The 16,334-nt window shown below is 59.4% G+C and carries 12 protein-coding genes and 1 pseudogene (1 of these 13 only partly in view); 7 read left to right on the top strand and 6 right to left on the bottom strand.

Going from position 1 to position 16,334, the window contains the following annotated elements; all coding sequences use genetic code 11:
* The first annotated feature begins 173 nt into the window (after window positions 1-173).
* A complete protein-coding gene (locus tag CK911_RS12930; protein WP_098970416.1) occupies window positions 174-1,877 on the top strand; it encodes an amidase in 1,704 nt (567 codons plus the stop codon).
* Window positions 1,878-2,040: 163 nt separating this feature from the next.
* On the opposite strand, the gene CK911_RS12925 is transcribed toward CK911_RS12930, so the two are convergent.
* Entirely contained in the window at window positions 2,041-2,895 is an 855-nt protein-coding gene (locus CK911_RS12925; RefSeq protein WP_098970413.1) for a DUF4238 domain-containing protein, read from the bottom strand.
* Between the two features lie 469 nt (window positions 2,896-3,364).
* Between CK911_RS12925 and CK911_RS12920 the strand changes: the two genes are divergently transcribed.
* Together CK911_RS12920 and CK911_RS12915 are read left to right on the top strand one after the other, a co-directional pair.
* Window positions 3,365-4,114: a CphA family subclass B2 metallo-beta-lactamase gene (locus CK911_RS12920; RefSeq protein WP_253860326.1), complete on the top strand. Its 750-nt coding sequence runs from the start codon at window positions 3,365-3,367 to the stop codon at window positions 4,112-4,114.
* Window positions 4,115-4,341: 227 nt separating this feature from the next.
* On the top strand, window positions 4,342-5,613 hold the full coding sequence (locus tag CK911_RS12915) for a hypothetical protein (protein WP_098970409.1): 1,272 nt from the start codon (window positions 4,342-4,344) through the stop codon (window positions 5,611-5,613).
* Between the two features lie 82 nt (window positions 5,614-5,695).
* Here the strand turns inward: CK911_RS12915 and CK911_RS12910 are convergent, their stop codons facing one another.
* From CK911_RS12910 to CK911_RS12900, 3 genes are all read right to left on the bottom strand, one after another.
* Window positions 5,696-6,955: a DEAD/DEAH box helicase gene (locus CK911_RS12910; protein ID WP_098970406.1), complete on the bottom strand. Its 1,260-nt coding sequence runs from the start codon at window positions 6,953-6,955 to the stop codon at window positions 5,696-5,698.
* A 98-nt stretch (window positions 6,956-7,053) separates the two neighbouring features.
* Complete coding sequence (locus CK911_RS12905) at window positions 7,054-8,529, bottom strand: GGDEF domain-containing protein (RefSeq protein ID WP_098970404.1); 1,476 nt, start codon at window positions 8,527-8,529, stop codon at window positions 7,054-7,056.
* 156 nt (window positions 8,530-8,685) lie between these two features.
* Complete coding sequence (locus CK911_RS12900; protein WP_098970401.1) at window positions 8,686-9,150, bottom strand: hypothetical protein; 465 nt, start codon at window positions 9,148-9,150, stop codon at window positions 8,686-8,688.
* Window positions 9,151-9,348: 198 nt separating this feature from the next.
* Between CK911_RS12900 and CK911_RS12895 the strand changes: the two genes are divergently transcribed.
* The gene (locus CK911_RS12895) at window positions 9,349-10,257 is read left to right on the top strand and encodes an S-adenosyl-l-methionine hydroxide adenosyltransferase family protein (RefSeq protein WP_098970399.1); all 909 of its coding nucleotides are present in this window, start codon (window positions 9,349-9,351) and stop codon (window positions 10,255-10,257) included.
* Between the two features lie 193 nt (window positions 10,258-10,450).
* Window positions 10,451-13,501 (top strand): cytochrome c peroxidase, encoded by a 3,051-nt coding sequence (locus CK911_RS12890; RefSeq protein ID WP_098970397.1) that lies wholly within the window; start codon window positions 10,451-10,453, stop codon window positions 13,499-13,501.
* A 71-nt stretch (window positions 13,502-13,572) separates the two neighbouring features.
* Here the strand turns inward: CK911_RS12890 and CK911_RS12885 are convergent, their stop codons facing one another.
* Entirely contained in the window at window positions 13,573-14,133 is a 561-nt protein-coding gene (locus tag CK911_RS12885) for a carbonate dehydratase (RefSeq protein WP_005343397.1), read from the bottom strand.
* A 204-nt stretch (window positions 14,134-14,337) separates the two neighbouring features.
* Here CK911_RS12885 and CK911_RS12880 point away from each other — a divergent pair, with 204 nt between their 5' ends.
* Both CK911_RS12880 and CK911_RS12875 read left to right on the top strand, forming a co-directional pair.
* Entirely contained in the window at window positions 14,338-14,979 is a 642-nt protein-coding gene (locus tag CK911_RS12880) for a ribonuclease (protein WP_098970395.1), read from the top strand.
* Window positions 14,980-15,110: 131 nt separating this feature from the next.
* A pseudogene (locus CK911_RS12875) lies at window positions 15,111-16,156 on the top strand (NAD(P)H-dependent flavin oxidoreductase).
* 124 nt (window positions 16,157-16,280) lie between these two features.
* Here the strand turns inward: CK911_RS12875 and CK911_RS21220 are convergent.
* Window positions 16,281-16,334: the end of a hypothetical protein gene (locus CK911_RS21220; protein ID WP_157774559.1), read on the bottom strand. Its footprint extends 303 nt past the window's final position; the window shows 54 of its 357 coding nt (coding positions 304-357); the start codon falls outside the window, past its right edge; the stop codon is at window positions 16,281-16,283.

Below are 16,334 nucleotides of genomic sequence, written 5' to 3'. Positions count from 1 at the left end.
CTCTTCACCTTGCTGACGACCTCTCGCGACGGGTCGTAAACCGGTTCTAAGCCAGCTGAGGTTGGTATTCAAAACCCCACGCAGTGGGGTTTTATCTCTTGATAGTGTGATGGTCGCAGGCGCTGATGCGGCGATCATCATGACAAACAGTCACCCTTTTACAGGAGATCCCCATGATCGAAGTGACAGAGGTTTCCATTGCCGAGCTGCGTGCCGCGCTCGGATCAGGCCGCACCACCGCGGTCGAACTGGTCAAGGCCTATCTGGCCCGTATCGCCGCCTACAACGGCCCCGAGAGTGCCACCAAACTCAACGCCGTGGTGGTCGCCAATCCCGATGCGCTGAAAGAAGCCGAGGCTTCCGATGCCCGCCGCGCCCGTGGTGAAACCCTGGGGCCGCTCGATGGCATCCCCTACACAGCCAAAGACAGCTATCTGGTCAAGGGGCTGACCGCCGCCTCCGGCAGCCCGGCCTTCAAGGATCTGGTGGCCCAGCGCGATGCCTTTACCGTTGAGCGCCTGCGCGCCGCCGGTGCCATCTGCCTTGGCAAAACCAATATGCCACCGATGGCCAATGGCGGCATGCAGCGCGGCGTCTATGGCCGTGCCGAGAGCCCCTACAACGCCAGCTACCTGACCGCGCCGTTTGCTTCTGGTTCTTCCAACGGGGCCGGTACTGCCACCGCCGCCAGCTTCTCCGCCTTTGGTCTGGCCGAAGAGACCTGGTCGAGCGGCCGTGGCCCCGCTTCCAACAACGGTCTGTGCGCCTACACCCCGTCCCGTGGCGTGATTTCGGTGCGCGGTAACTGGCCGCTGACTCCGACCATGGATGTGGTGGTGCCCTATGCCCGCACCATGAACGACCTGCTGGAAGTGCTCGACGTAGTGGTGGCTGACGATGCCGACACCCGTGGCGATCTGTGGCGCATGCAGCCCTGGGTGAAGCTGCCCAAGGCCTCTGAAGTGCGTCCGGCATCCTATCTGGAACTGGCGGCCAAGCCTGATGCCCTCAAGGGCAAGCGCCTCGGTGTGCCGCGCATGTTTATCAACAAGGATGAACTGGCTGGCACCAGCGAAAACCCCGGTATCGGTGGCCCGACCGGTCAGCGCATCCATACCCGCGACTCCGTGATTGCCCTCTGGGAAGAAGCGCGCAAGGCGCTGGAAGCAGCTGGCGCTGAAGTCATCGAAGTGGACTTCCCGCTGGTCTCCAACTGCGAAGGGGACCGACTCGGCGCGCCGACCGTGTTCAATCGTGGCATCGTGAGCCCCGAGTTTCTCAACGACGAGCTGTGGGAGCTCTCCGGCTGGGCGTTCGACGACTTCCTGCGCGCCAATGGCGATCCCAAGTTGAACAAACTTGAAGATGTCGATGGGCCCCAGATCTTCCCCCACGATCCGGGCACCTTGCCGAATCGCGAGGGCGAGCTGGCGGCGGGCATGGACGAGTACGTCAAGATGGCCAAGCGCGGCATCAAGCGCTTTGACGAGATCCCCACAGTGCCGGACGGCCTGCGTGGTCTGGAAAAGACCCGCAAGCTGGATCTGGAGGAGTGGATGGACGGGCTCAAGCTCGACGCCGTGCTGTTCCCCACCGTCGCCGACGTCGGCCCGGCTGACGCGGATGTGAATCCGATCTGCGCCGATATCGCCTGGAGCAATGGCATCTGGGTTGCCAACGGCAACCTCGCCATTCGCCATCTCGGCGTGCCGACCGTCACCGTCCCCATGGGGGTGATGGCCGATATCGGTATGCCGGTGGGCCTGACCTTCGCCGGTCGCGCCTATGACGACAACAACCTGCTGCGCTTTGCCTCGGCCTTCGAGTCCACCGGCAGCAAGCGTATGGTGCCGCCACGGACGCCGCCGTTGGGGTGATTGGTGGTTGGGGCTAAATAGCCCGTGTTCGTCTGGGGATAATGAAAATATAACCACCCATCACTATGTGGGTGGTTTTTTATTTTCCATCCTCAACCCAATAAGCAAATATAAGCAAGTGATTGGAATTAATTTCCATAGTTAGATGGATGTGTGGAAAGTGTTATTTTTGATGCCAGCCTTCTGATGGCTTAAATAAATGTTCATATGTTTTCATGTCTTTATCTAACAAAAGTACAGAGTCTTCTGCTGTGAAGAAACACCTCTGAGCAGTTCCCGCTATTTTTGTGTTTAATAGCGAAACAAATTTTTCATCTGCTTTAAATGTTGACTGTTTACAAGGTTCATTTCTCGCTATCACTGCCATGTTTTTATTAATAGGAAAACAGATTTCATTTTCAGGTGTATCGAGACCTAAATATATTCCTTTCATCATATCTCGATGGCTGATATAACATGGGTTATCAGATGTAATGAACTTTTGTGAAGGCTCAGATATGAAGAGTTGAAAGTGTTTATTACTAAAGGAGTTAATAGCTATTTTTAACGATGTTAGCTCCGCTGATATGATATTACCTTTTGTTGCCATGAGTTTATGTCTGTTAGTTACTTTGATTCCATCACTTAAGCCATCATCAATGAAGTTCTCTATATAAAGTAAATTTTCAGTTAGTAAGTTTCTTCTCTTTGGGTTCCTTAACCACAAAGTGGCACCTAATAAAAATAGGCCAGTCAAATCTTCTTTAGATGGTATAGTTTTATTATTTTCCATAAAATCTAAAGTAAGTTTTATTTTTGGTTCAATATCTGTGGCATAGAATTTTTCAATTGATAAGCTGTCTGCCAATCCAGGCAGGGAGTAATAATCTCTTGATTTACAAACATTGGTAGGGCTAGTTTTATAAGTTTTTTTTCCATCGACGGGAACTACACAAAATTGTGCACTTTTATTATTGTCCATGGTAAATCCAGCTAAATAGCTAGCAGGAATATAATGGTGCCCAGCTTGCCTTCCCATCTATATCTCCAAGTGAAGCTGTTGAAGGTGATTTTCCTGCTCATTGTAACTTGGGATATTCAGGGATTCCCAGCATTTCGACTCATGTACATTTCGTATGTTGTGCGCCATATGCTCATCTCGTAGAGCCGTAGAAACTGAATAGCGCAGCGTATTCGGACGATCGCGAAAGGTGGCCGAGAAGCCGCTGGTATCCAGAGTTTCCTGTCGGTCTTGCCGTAACTCGGTGCGCGGCGGTATGCGGACGATTACGCTGCGCTAATCGTCCCTACGTGGTTTGGGGTGGCCTGCTATGTCGTGTCTGGCGGGATTGGCGACGACGTCCCCCCGACTTCACCGTCTCTTCACACAACCTCATTTTCCCCTCACAAATCCCCCGTATCTTCTGCCCACTGCTTAAAAGGCCCGGCTTGCCACAGGGGTGGCGAGGGGGCGGTTGGTTCGAGGGAGCAAGATGATGAAAGGTTGGATGAAGTGCACATTGGCCGGAGCCGTGGTGCTGATGGCGAGTTTCTGGGGCGGCAGCGTGCGGGCGGCTGGGATTGAGCTCAAGCAGGTGAGCGGCCCGGTCTATGTGGTGGAGGATAACTACTACGTCAAAGAGAACTCCATGGTCTATTTCGGGGCCAAGGGGGTGACGGTGGTGGGGGCGACCTGGACGCCGGATACCGCCCGCGAGCTGCACAAGCTGATCAAACGGGTCAGCAGCAAGCCGGTGCTGGAGGTGATCAACACCAACTACCACACCGATCGGGCGGGCGGTAACGCCTACTGGAAGTCCATCGGGGCCAAGGTGGTGGCGACGCGCCAGACCCGGGATCTGATGAAGAGCGACTGGGCCGAGATTGTCGCCTTTACCCGCAAGGGGCTGCCGGAGTATCCGGATCTGCCGCTGGTGCTGCCAAACGTGGTGCACGATGGCGACTTCATCCTGCAAGAGGGCAAGGTGCGCGCCTTCTATGCGGGCCCGGCCCATACGCCGGACGGCATCTTTGTCTACTTCCCCGACGAGCAGGTGCTCTATGGCAACTGCATCCTCAAGGAGAAGCTGGGCAACCTGAGCTTTGCCAATGTGAAGGCGTATCCGCAGACCATCGAGCGGCTCAAAGCGATGAAGCTGCCGATCAAGACGGTGATTGGCGGCCACGATTCGCCGCTGCACGGCCCCGAGTTGATTGATCACTATGAAGAGCTGATCAAGGCAGTGCCGCAGTCATAAGGGTTGTGCGACAGACTGGCAGCAAGCCGTGCCATCGCTGCAATCAGCAGCCATAACGGCACACCACAAAACGCCCGCTTTCAGGAAATAAGCGGGGGTTTTGCTGTTGCGGCTTTTCTGCGGCCACTTATTGCGGGCGTTGGCACTGCGAGATTAAGGCTGTTCAAGGGAGGGAGGCTTTCATAAGATGGCGTTCTGTCATTTTTTGAAAGTTATCCATTTTCGTTATGCAATATGCCTCTCTCGCGCGCCTCAAGCAGGCATTTATCACCGGGATGTGGGCCTCGCTGGTCAGCATCGTTATCGGCTTCGCCTTCAAGGTGTGGCTGGCGCAGTGGGTCGCCAAGGGGGAGCTGGCGCTGTTCAACAGCGTGGTGGATTTGATCTCCCTCTCCTTTATCCTGATGACAGGTTTTCGCTCCTCCATGGTGGTGAGCTACTCCCAGACCAAAAACGATCGGGACATCATCAATATCTTCCGCTACTTCCTCATCGGCATTGTGCTGCTCACCTGGGGGGCGGTGATCCCCTATATCAAGCACGGGCTCCATATCCGGGTGGAGTATCTGCAACTGGTGGGGGTCATCTTCGGGCTGGGGCTCAAGGTCTACTTCACCAATCTGGTGGCCATGTACCGGATGTATCAGCTCTCCAACCGGGTCACCTGGCTGGAGCCACTGGCCAACGGTCTGCTGTTTATGGCCTGTTACTTCGGGTTGGGGATGGATGCGCTTGCCTCGCTCTTCTACGGGCTGACCTTCTCGTCGCTCGCCATCGCCGGTTATATGTATGTCTCGCGCCGCCGAGCCATCGCTACCAAGCCGCTGGCCAAGGTGGCGCTCGGCCCCGAGATGGTGAGCTATGTGAAGAAGAGCTTTACCGCATCGCTGGAGGCGGGGGCCAGCATCCTGATGATCTACATCACAGTGCTGCTCACCATCCGCCACTTCAGCATCGACGAGCTGGGGGATTTTCAGGTGGTGGTGCGCCCCATCTTCACCTATATGACCACTCTGTTTGTCTTCCCCATCTACCGCTTTGTGCTGCCTGAGCTGGCGGTCAATCTGCGCAATGGCGATCACCGTCAGATCAGGATGATCCGGCGCTGGATCTTCCGTCTCTCCGCCATCGTCAGTCTGGCCTTCTTTGGCTTGATGCTGCTGGCGGGCAAGCCGCTGGTGCTGTTGTTCTTCCCCGCCGACTACGTGGGGGCGGTGCCTGTGCTGTTCCACTTCTCCATCTTCTTCATTTTTATGATGCTTAACGGCTATCAGCTTGCCTATATCAAGGCTCACGGTCACTTTACCCAGAGCTTGCTGATCCGGCTGGCGGGCATAGTGGCGCTGGTCGCCGCCTACTATCTGGTGGCCGAGTTCACCGCCAACGTGGTGGCGATTATCGTGGCGCTGGGGCTCGGTTATCTGGTGATGTTTATCCTCTCGACCCTGGCGGAGCGGCAGATCTTGCGATCCTTGCCACTGGTGCTGGCGACCCGCTAGGTTGCTACTCGCCAAGAGCTGGCCCCTGTCAGATAACAAAAAACGCCCGAGTGGGCGTTTTTTGTTGGCGGCGCAGGGCGGCTTAGCGTTTGCCCTTGCCACCCTTGCCACCCTTGTTGCCAGCGAGCGCCTGCTTTCTGGCGCGCTGCTTCTGGGCCGCCTTGCTGTTGCGGCGCGGCTCGGGCTCGAAGCGGGTGAGATCCGGCTCAAAACCGGGAAACCACTGCTGGGGCAGGCGGGTGTCGAGCACAGCTTCCACCTTCTCCAGCAGCGGCGCATCTTCCGGGCTGAACAGGGTGATGGCGAGCCCCTTGTTGCCTGCGCGGCCGGTGCGACCGATACGGTGGACGTAATCCTCCGCCACAAACGGGAACTCAAGGTTGATCACGTAGTTGAGATCCGTGATATCGAGGCCGCGGGCCGCCACATCGGTGGCGACCAGCGCCTGCAAGGTGCCAGCACGAAACTCCAGCAGCACTTTTTCTCGCGCGCTTTGCGACAGATCGCCATGGAAGGCGAGCGCATTGATGCCCGCCTTGCCAAGCTGCTGGGCCAGTTTGTCGGCCCCCTGCCGAGTGCGGCTGAAGATCAGCACCGGCGCCCACCCCTTCACCTTGATCAGGTGCTCCACCAAAGCCACCTTGCGATCGCCATCCACTGTGTAGACCCGCTGTTCCACCTCGGCCGCCGTGGTGTTGCGCGGGGCCACTTCAATTAATTCGGGGTCGCGCAGCAGCACCTTGCTCAAGGCAAACAGGTTGTCGTCGCAGGTGGCGGAGAAGAGCAGGGTCTGGCGATCCGCCGGGATCTGTTTTAGCAGGGCTTTGATCTCGTCCATAAAGCCCATGTCGAGCATGCGATCCGCTTCGTCAAATACCAGATGGCTGAGGCTATCAAGGCTCAATGCCCCCTGACGCAGATGGTCGAGCAGCCGACCCGGGGTGGCGATCAGCAGATCCACCCCGTTTTTCAGCGCGTCGACCTGCGCCGCGATACTCACCCCGCCGTAGACTTGCGTGCTGGTGAGACCGGTGCCTTGGCCGTAGCGCACTACACTCTCGGCGACCTGCACCACCAGCTCGCGGGTCGGCACCAGCACCAGCGCACGGATTGGGCGTGCGGTGTCGTTCGCCGGATGTTGCAGCAGCTGCTCCAGCAGCGGCAGCACAAAGGCGGCGGTCTTGCCGGTGCCGGTCTGGGCCCCCGCCATCAGATCCCGCCCCGCCAGAATGACCGGGATGGCGTTGGCCTGAATGGGAGTGGGGGCGGCATAGCCCAGCTCGCTCAGGGTCTGCTGCAGACGGGGGGAGAGGGCCAGTTCGGCGAATGAGGCAATAGACATAGAGGGCACCAGTCGGGGTTATCGCGGCCTGCGGCCACGATGCAGTGAGTGATCGTGGCCGCGATGGTAACAGAAGCAGGGGGAGCGGCAGAAGGCGGCTATGACTCTGCGTCGTCCGGCAACGGGCGGATCAGCCGGATCGCTTTGCCCGTGTAGCAGGCGATGTTGTGCTTGCCGTGCTGTTTGACGTGGTAGAGCAGCTCGTCGGCCAGATGCACCGCCTCGGTGACGGTGAGGTAGTCGCGAATGCGGATCACCCCGGCGGAGAAGGTGATGGGGGTGGGCAGCTCGGGGATCCGCAAGGGCCGATCCAGCAGGCGGCCAGCGGAGTGGATCATCATCTCGTCATCCTCCATCCCCTTGAACAGCAAGACAAACTCCTCGCCGCCCCAGCGGATGGCGGTATCGACCTTGCGGATGCTGCCTTTGATATGGCGGGAGAACGCCATCAGCGCCAGATCGCCGACGGCGTGACCATAGCGGTCGTTGATCGACTTGAAGTTGTCGATATCGAGGATCATCAGGTAGTCGTGCTCATGGAGCAGACTCTGGCTGAGAATGTCCCTGCGCGGCAGCCGGGTCAGGTGGTCGGTGTGGGCCAGGGCACGCAGCCGCAGATAGAGCTGCTTCCAGGTAATCATGCCCAACAGCAGCACGATGAGATAGACCTTGAAGGCGGCACCTTGCAGCGTCAGCTTGACGAAATCGAGCCAGCTGTAGGACCACTTGAGATAGAGATCTTCCCCCGCCTTGGTGCGCATAAAGGGTTTGCTCAGGCAGACGTGCCAGCGATGGCAGGGTTCGGCAGCTTCAAACGAGATGTTGGTGCGGGTCGGGTTGACGGTGTCGAAGGGGCGCAGCACATCGCGAAACGCCTCATCGACGGCGATGTCGATGCTGAGCCGCCCGTATTGGTAGCCGTCGCGCCCCGACGGATGAATGAAGGGGAAGCTCATTACTATGGTGCTGCGCATGCTGAAGCTGTCGATCTCGATATCGGAGACAAAGGCCTCATCGGCGCTGCAGAAGGGGCGGCCGGGCGCAAAGCTGGCGCAACCGAAGTAGTGGTACCAGGCGGGCAGTGTCATCAGATCCACCTTGATCGGTGCCAGTCTGACGGGCAACACATCGTTGTCGGCCACCATGCCGATCAGCCGGTAGTCATTCCAGATGGTGTAGATGTTGATCACTTCCGGATAGGAGAGGGCATAGCGGAAGGTGTTGAGGATATTGGCGGCCGGGTATTGCAGCGGAATATCGGCAAAGCGGTATTTGCTTCTCAGGTCGTAGCCATAGAGGTAGTTGGTGTTCGGCTTGTTGCGAACGAGGTGGTTGGGGGACTTCAGCGACTGCTGGTAGGCGAGATAGCTGGTGATGTTCTCCACCTCGAGGATCTTGGCCCGCTGATAGAAGACCTCGAACACGTTCTTCTGCTTGGCGGTGATGAGATCCATATCGTACCGCAGGCTCTGATAGGTGTAATAGAAGACGCAGCCCAACCCGGTCAGGGCGAGCAGGGCTAATCCGAGCACTTTGACGATGAACTGGCGAGCAAGCGCCGGTGGCCAGCGCAAGGCTGGGGGTTTACCTGAAAATAAGGTCATAGGTGTCTGGGTGCAGTACAGATGGGGACGCGGGCGCCGTGTGAGCCAAGTATACGCGAAAGAAATTCCGACAGGATCCACCGACAACCCTTGCCAGAAGCTGAAGCCCTCACCACTTATTTACCCTTACTCCACGATCAGCACGCTCTCGCTGGCCAGATGGTGCAGCCACTCCCTGACGGTCAGCAGCACGGCAGCAAAGTGCTCGTCGCGGGGCAGCAAGCTGGCGGCGAGGGGATCCCCTTCCGCCATGGCGGCCAGCTGGCAAAAGGCCTGCTCCACCAGATCCCGGCTCAGTTCATTGTCCCCCAGCACTTCGGCCAGTGACGGCTGGCTGCGCAGGGTCAGCTGCAAGCCGGGCGGGATCTGCGGGGCGATGCGCATCAGCTCATCTTCCACCACCATGATGGCCCGCTCCAGTTCGAGCGGGGTGGGCGGCGCATGGCGAAACGGCCCGGGCTGGATGGCGTGGGTGCCAAAGGCCAGCGGGATGGCCAATGGCGGCCCCTCGGGCTGGCTCAGCCAGACCTGGCTGCTCTGTTCACCAATCTCCAGCAGCAGGGTCATCATCTCCGGTACCGGTTGTGTCATGGTGCTGCGCTCCTGTATTGTAAACGTTTTCCCATTCTGCCTTTGATACCTCCCCCGCCGCCGTTTGGCGAGCACAATTTCTGCGAGTCGCCTCTCACTTTGTTGCAAACCCCTTGCAAAAAAATCTATAGGTGGCAGTCTGGATGTCTAAATGGCTGTTGCCGTTTCGTTATCCTCAGATGATTCAGGAGTTCAGATATGGATATTCGCACCGCTCCCCGCGCCATCGCGCTCGCCCTCATGCTGGCCAGTGGCATCGCCGCCGCCAACGAAGCGCTGGTGATCCAGACCGATTTCGGCCTCAAAGATGGCGCCGTGTCAGCCATGAAAGGGGTCGCTTTCGGGGTGGATCGCACCCTGCCGCTCTATGATCTGACCCACGAGATCCCGGCCTACAACATCTGGGAAGCCTCCTACCGCCTCTACCAGACCTTGCAGTACTGGCCCAAGGGCACCGTATTTGTCAGCGTGGTAGATCCCGGCGTGGGCACCGATCGCCACTCGGTGGTGCTCAAGACCAAGAGCGGTCACTACATCGTTACCCCGGACAACGGCACTTTGACCCTGGTGGCGGAGCACTTCGGTATCGACACAGTGCGCCAGATCGATGAGAAGACCAACCGGCTCAAGGGTTCCGAGAAGTCCTACACCTTCCACGGCCGCGATGTGTATGCCTATACCGGCGCGCGGCTCGCTTCCGGCGCCATCAGCTACGAGCAGGTAGGCCCGAAACTGCCTGCCGAGGTGGTGAAGATCCCCTATCAGCCTGCGGTAGCCGAGAAGGATGGCACCCTCAAGGGCACCATCCCGATCCTCGATGTGCAGTACGGCAACGTCTGGACCAACATCGACGATACCCAGCTGACCAAGGCGGGGATCAACAAGGGTGACAATGCCTGCATCAAGATCAGCGAAGGGTCTGCGGTCAAATATGACGGCAAGGCGCCTTACGTCAGTAGCTTCGGCGATGTGCCGGAAGGGCAGCCGCTGGTCTATCTCAACAGCCTGCTGCAGGTGTCGGTGGCGCTGAACATGGATAGCTTTGCCGCCAAGCATCAGGTGCAATCCGGCGCCAACTGGCATATCAGCCTGAAGAAGTGCTCCTGAAGATTGTCTGGCTTGTTCGACAAGCGGGTTTTAAGCAAGAGAGGGCAGCCAAAGAGGCTGCCCTCTCTCATTGGCTGATAAGGAGTTGCGGATAAGGAGTTGTTGTCAAAAAGCATATTAATTGAATGCAATTGATAATGATTGGCATTTGGTTGGATAATCGCGCACTTGTCTGACCACCTAACCATAACGAATGAAAACCAGCCTTTTACTGCTCAGCCTGCTGGCCCTGACCGCATGCAATGACAATCACAGCAATACGTCGATGACCCCCTCACCCGAGGTGACCCCGCCGGTCGTCAAGCCGACCGAACCGCCCGTCACGCCACCCATAGTGCCACCAACAGTGCAGCCAGAAACCCATACCCGGGTTCCCCTGACCATTGAGATCAAGGTGGCCGATCGGTTGGGGGTGGGGGTACAGCTCGAGGTGAAACAGGTCGCAACCGGGATCCGCGTGCAACAGGCCATCGAACCGGGCCAACCTGTCAGCATCACCTTGCCAGCGGGTCTGCAACTGGATCAGCCGCTGGAGCTGCTCGGTAGCGACGAGGGCTATCTGCTGCGTGCGGTATCGGTGCGGGTGGCGGATCTCTCGGCCGGGATCACTCTGGCGCGCCGCAACAGCGTGCCGCGGCTGGGATTGAACGAGGAGGAGACAGCGCTCTTCCTGCTGGCGGATCAGAGCGGAGATGGCTCCCTCAGTCAGGCCGAGTGGGGCAGGGCAGAGGAGATCCGCGTGCAGCAACAGGCGGCCATTGAGGATTACGCCGCTTTCCTGCTGGCCCAGCGCCAGCCGGGCGCCGTGCTCGACTATGCCGACAGTTGGCAGATGTTGCTGGCCCTGCGCGATGACAAGCAGGCGCGCAGCTGGTATCAGCGCAGCAACAGCGCCCAGATCCAGTCCGCCCGCTCTCAGCTCTATCCCGCCAATCCCAGCCAGCCGGACGAGCCGGAGACGGCGGATCTGCTGCGCCTTGATGAGCAGGGTCAGCTGGTGGCACGCGGTCCCTGGCAGTGCCTGCACGATGTGCGCACGGTCAGCGGGGTCAAGGGCAGCCAGTACTGGCTTTATGGCAGTGGTACTACAGCCCTGCCTGCTGCCACCCGGCCACAACTGGCGGCGGGGCCGACCGGTTGCAGCCGTAGCGACTGGCGCCTGCCGACCCTTACCGAATTCGAGCGACTGCTGAGCAGTGACAAGTCGGCATGGCGCTACCCCAATACCTTTGCTGTCGCCCTGCCCGCCCAGATCTGGCTGCAGGATGGTGCGGGTCAGCCCCGTCTCTATCAGCTGGCGACCCGAACCTGGCTGGATGAGGGGGAGGGCAGTCTGCTCTGGTATGCGCTGGCACCCTATCCGGTGCGCCCCTCCGTGGTGCGAGACAGCAGCAAGCCGGACATGGCGGCTCTGCGCGCCCAGTACAGCGGCGCGTCAGCCCAATGGCCTGCCGCCAGGGTGGACGAAGGGGTCGAATGGCAGGAGCTGGGGCCGCTGCCTGCCGTTCCCTTCCCGGCCGACAACCCCTATAGCCGAGCCAAGGTGGTGCTGGGTCAGCAGCTCTTTTTCGACAAACAGCTCTCCAAGGGACGGGACATCAGCTGTGCCAGTTGCCACGATCCGCAAAAGGGGTGGAGCGACGGCCTGAGCGTGTCGGTTGGTCATCTGGGTCAGAAGGGCAATCGCAACGCCCCCTCCATCCTCAACAGCGCCTTCAGCTCGACCCAGTTCTGGGACGGGCGGGTCGCCACGCTGGAGGAGCAGTCACTTCACCCGATCCAGAATCCCATCGAAATGGCGCTGAGCCATGATGAGCTGCTGGCCCGTTTGCAGGCCAGCCCCGACTATCAGGCAGCCTTTGCCATCGCCTTTGGCGATCAGGGAATCACGCTGGAGCGGATCGCCAAGGCGATCGCCACTTTCGAGCGCACCATCATCAGCCGCGACAGCGATTTTGAGCGCTTCGTCAAAGGGGATAGTCAGGCGCTCAGTGACAAGGCGCTGTGGGGGATGCACCTCTATCGCACCGATGGCCGCTGCATGAACTGCCACTCCGGCCCGCTACTGAGCCAGCACGGATTCGAGAGTGTGGGGCTCACCTATTACGGTCGCGGCAAGCAGGAAGATCGCGGTCGTTTCTTGCAGACCCGCAACAAGGCTGACGTCGGTCGCTTCAAGACCCCCAGCTTGCGGGATGTCGCCTTTACCGGCCCTTATATGCACAACGGCATCTTCCCGATCCTGGCCCAGCGCATCGGCGGCTCGGTGCAGGGGGTGGTGGCCATGTACAACTTTGGCGTGACCAAGTGGAGCAGCGGTGTCGGCTTCCCGACCGGTGCGGATCAATACGATCCCTTCTTCCCCAAAGCCTCCGATCATCTGCATGCCCTTGGCCTTAGCAATGACGAGCTGGATGCCATCGGCGAGTTTTTGCGCAGTGCCTCGGCCGAGCCGCGCCGCATTCCGGCCACGGTTGCTGATCTGGGAGTGAGTGAGGCGGATGACCCAACCCCGGTGGGGGCGGTGATCACCGGATTGGCGGTGCTGCCTGCTCAGCCTCAGCTGGAAGTAGGGCGGACTCTTCCTCTGCAACTGCAGTGGCAACTGAGCGATGGTTCTCTCAGCTCGTTAGATGCGCCAGTAGTGTGGCGCAGTGAACAGCCGGAGTTCGCCACCGTGAGCCCGGAGGGCGAGGTACGCGGTATGGCGGTCGGTACGGCACGACTGGTGGCGACCACGGCTCGTCATGCGTTGACCGTGACGGTGCAGGTGGTGGATGCCCAGCCCGATTTTGCCCGTGGCTGTCGTCAACCTGAGCTGGTGGCAGGCAAGCTAGCCTTTGTCTGCCAGCTGACTCAGGGCGAGGCACAGCGGATGGGCATTGCCTATGACGGTGTGAGCAGTGACAGCGATGGTGACTACAATCCCTTCCCGCTGGAGTATGTGACCATGAGCCAGACCCGGGCTCGCGACTACTGCCAGCAGCTGGTGGCGCGCGGTCATGATGACTGGCGTCTACCGACCCGGGCCGAGTTGGAGGCGCTGTTTGCCGCTTACAACAAGGATGGAGCGACGGAGCAGTTGCTCCAGCAGCAGGGGTGGCCGCTCTACAACCGTTATTGGAGCAGCGATGCGACTGCCAATGACGATGGTGAGTTGCCGCTGCTCGACCTGAGCACTGGCGACCTGTTGTGGGATCTGGCGGACGAGGCCTATGCCGCTACCTGCGTCAGGGCCATCTAGCCTTCATAGATAGTCAGACAACAAACGGGCGCCTCGGCGCCCGTTTTGTGGTCTGGTAATTAAAGAAGAGATCAGAACTCGTTGGAGAGCGCTTTGTACCCTTTGACCAGATCGATATTGGTGTGAGCTACGTCTTCGGAGAACTCGGCGGCATCTACCGAGACCCGCGGAATATGGGTCAGATCGCTCTGCTGGTTGATGCGGGTGGTGGAGGGGACGTAGAACTCCGGCGGCAGATCGCAGCCATCGATCACCGAGTTGTGACGCACCACGGCGCCATCGCCGATATGGCAGTTGAACAGCACGCTGTTGAAACCGATAAAGACCCGGTTCCCCACTTCACACGGCCCGTGGACGATGGAGCGGTGAGCGATGGAGGTGTATTCGCCGATGGTGACGGCGGCGCCGGATTTGGAGTGGATCACCACGCCATCCTGAATATTGGAGTTGGCGCCGATGACGATGGGTTCCATTTCGCCGTTGGCATCCACCTCGTCGGCGCGGATCACCGCATAGGGGCCGACGAAGACATTCTCTTTGATGATTACCTTGCCGCAGATGATAGCGGTCTTGTCGATATAGGCTGATTCGTCGATGACAGGCAGGTGGCCGGAGGGATTCTTGCGGATCATGTTACATCCTGTGGTTGCCAAGAGGGATTATCTGGTGGTGGACGAGGAGCCTACCGGTCGGTCAGCTTACCCCTGCTCGCCCTCCGGTGAAACCCCTGACTGGTCTGACCCTTGTCGCGCGCCGTCTCGGCATGGCTGTTTCCCGCCGCCAGAATATGGGAGCATGGCGGTCATCCAAGCGTCGCGTTAGATGGACATATATAGATGAAGAAGATGATTGCCCTGTTGGCGGGTGGTTTGTTGCTCTCCTCGGCCGTGCAGGCCAAAGGGGAGGCAGGGGCGTTTGACTATTACGCCATGGCGCTCTCCTGGTCGCCCGAGCATTGCGCCGTCAAACCGGCAGATCGGGATCAGTGTTCCCGCAAGCTAGGGTTCGTGCTGCACGGTATCTGGCCCCAGTACGATCGTGGTTACCCCAGCAACTGCACTCGCGAACGGCTCGATCCCGATATGGAGAGCGAGTTTGCCGACCTCTACCCCAGTCGTTTCCTCTATCGCCATGAGTGGGAGAAGCACGGCACCTGCTCCGGCTTGAGTCAGCCCCAGTTCCATCAGCTGGCAAGCGACCTGCGCCAGAAGGTGAAGATCCCGGCGGCCTATCAATCCCCGGAAGAGCCGCTGCGCAAAACCAGCTTCCAGCTCAAGGCCGATCTGGCGAGTGCCAACCAGTGGCTGGCCCCCGACAACATCACGGTGGCTTGCGCCGATGGTGGCCGCTTCCTGCGGGAGATCTATATCTGCGTCAATAAAGCGGGAACGGATGCGGTCACCTGCTCCGCCGAGATGCAAAAGCGCGAGCGCCGCTCCTGTGGTCAGCCGGACTTCCTGCTGCGCAGCGTGCGTTAAGCCTTCACTCTCTTCATCAGGCCCCTTGCGGGCCTGATGTTTAACCACGGCTATCGGAAAGGAGTCTGACAGATGGATGGCAACAACCGGTTTGGCCCGACAGAGCGGGCCCTGCTGCTCGGGGTGAACGGATGAGCCTGTTTGCCGAGCTGGGGATGCGTTATCCCATTATCCAGGCGCCCATGGCAGGTGTGCAGGGCAGCGAGCTGGCGCTGGCCGTGACCGGAGCGGGCGGTTTGGGCTCCGTGCCTGCCGCCATGCTCACGCCAGCTGAGCTGCGCGGCGAACTGGCGCGTCTTGCCCAACGTGGTCTTGGGCCATTTAACATCAACTTCTTCTGCCATCAGCAACGGGAGCCGGATCTCGTTGCGCTGGCCAGCTGGCAGCAACACCTTGCTCCCTACTATGCCGAGTTTGGCGTACAGCCCCCAGCGGTCACGACGGCGCCAAGCCGTGCCCCCTTCAATGAGGAGCATGCCGCCATCCTGACCGAGTTCAACCCCGCCGTAGTCAGCTTCCATTTCGGCCTGCCCGCTCCCGAGCTGCTTGCCCGGGTGAAAGCGGCGGGTGCCAGAGTCTTTGCCAGCGCCACCACGGTGGCGGAGGCCGAATGGCTCGCTCAACACGGCGCCGATGCCATCATCGCCCAGGGGTTGGAGGCGGGCGGTCATCGCGGTCATTTTCTCTCTGATGATCTCGCCTTGCAGCAGAACACCTTGACCTTGCTGGCGCAGATCCTCGCCGCGACCGATCTCCCGGTGATTGCTGCTGGTGGTATCGTCGATGGCAAGGGGATCGCCAATGCGCTGGCGCAGGGGGCGAGTGCCGTGCAGATGGGCACTGCCTTTCTCTGCTCTGATGAAGCGACCACCTCGGCGCTGCATCGCGCCATCCTCCACTCGCCCCAAGGCCAGCAGACGGCACTGACCAATCTGTTCAGTGGCCGTCCGGCGCGGGGTATCGTCAACCGTCTGATGCGTGAGCTGGGCTCGATCTCGGATCTTGCCCCTCACTTCCCCTCTGCCAGTGGTGCACTGGCACCGCTGCGCGCCGCAGCCGAAAAATGGGTGACAGCGGCTTCTCTCCGCTCTGGGCTGGGCAGAATGTCTCTGGCTGCCGGGATCTTCCCGCCAGCGAGCTGATGGCGTGCTGGGCTAAAGAGGCAGGATTGGGATAAGCACTGCTATATATGCCTCCTTATATAGAAGCGGTCGTTGGAACCGCGAGTCAGACGCGACGGTGCGGCGATGATGGATGAGTGCCGGTACCGTTGTGAGACATTTATCCGGTGCAAAACGTCCTCATTTCACCCGCACCTGTGGATAAGTCTGTATAAAGGCTGTGTGTTGATATGA

Source organism: Aeromonas sp. CU5, assembly GCF_002586745.1.
Taxonomy (GTDB): domain Bacteria; phylum Pseudomonadota; class Gammaproteobacteria; order Enterobacterales; family Aeromonadaceae; genus Aeromonas; species Aeromonas sobria.
Note: the sequence above shows the minus strand (reverse complement) of the source record. Positions and strands in the feature narration are given on the sequence as shown.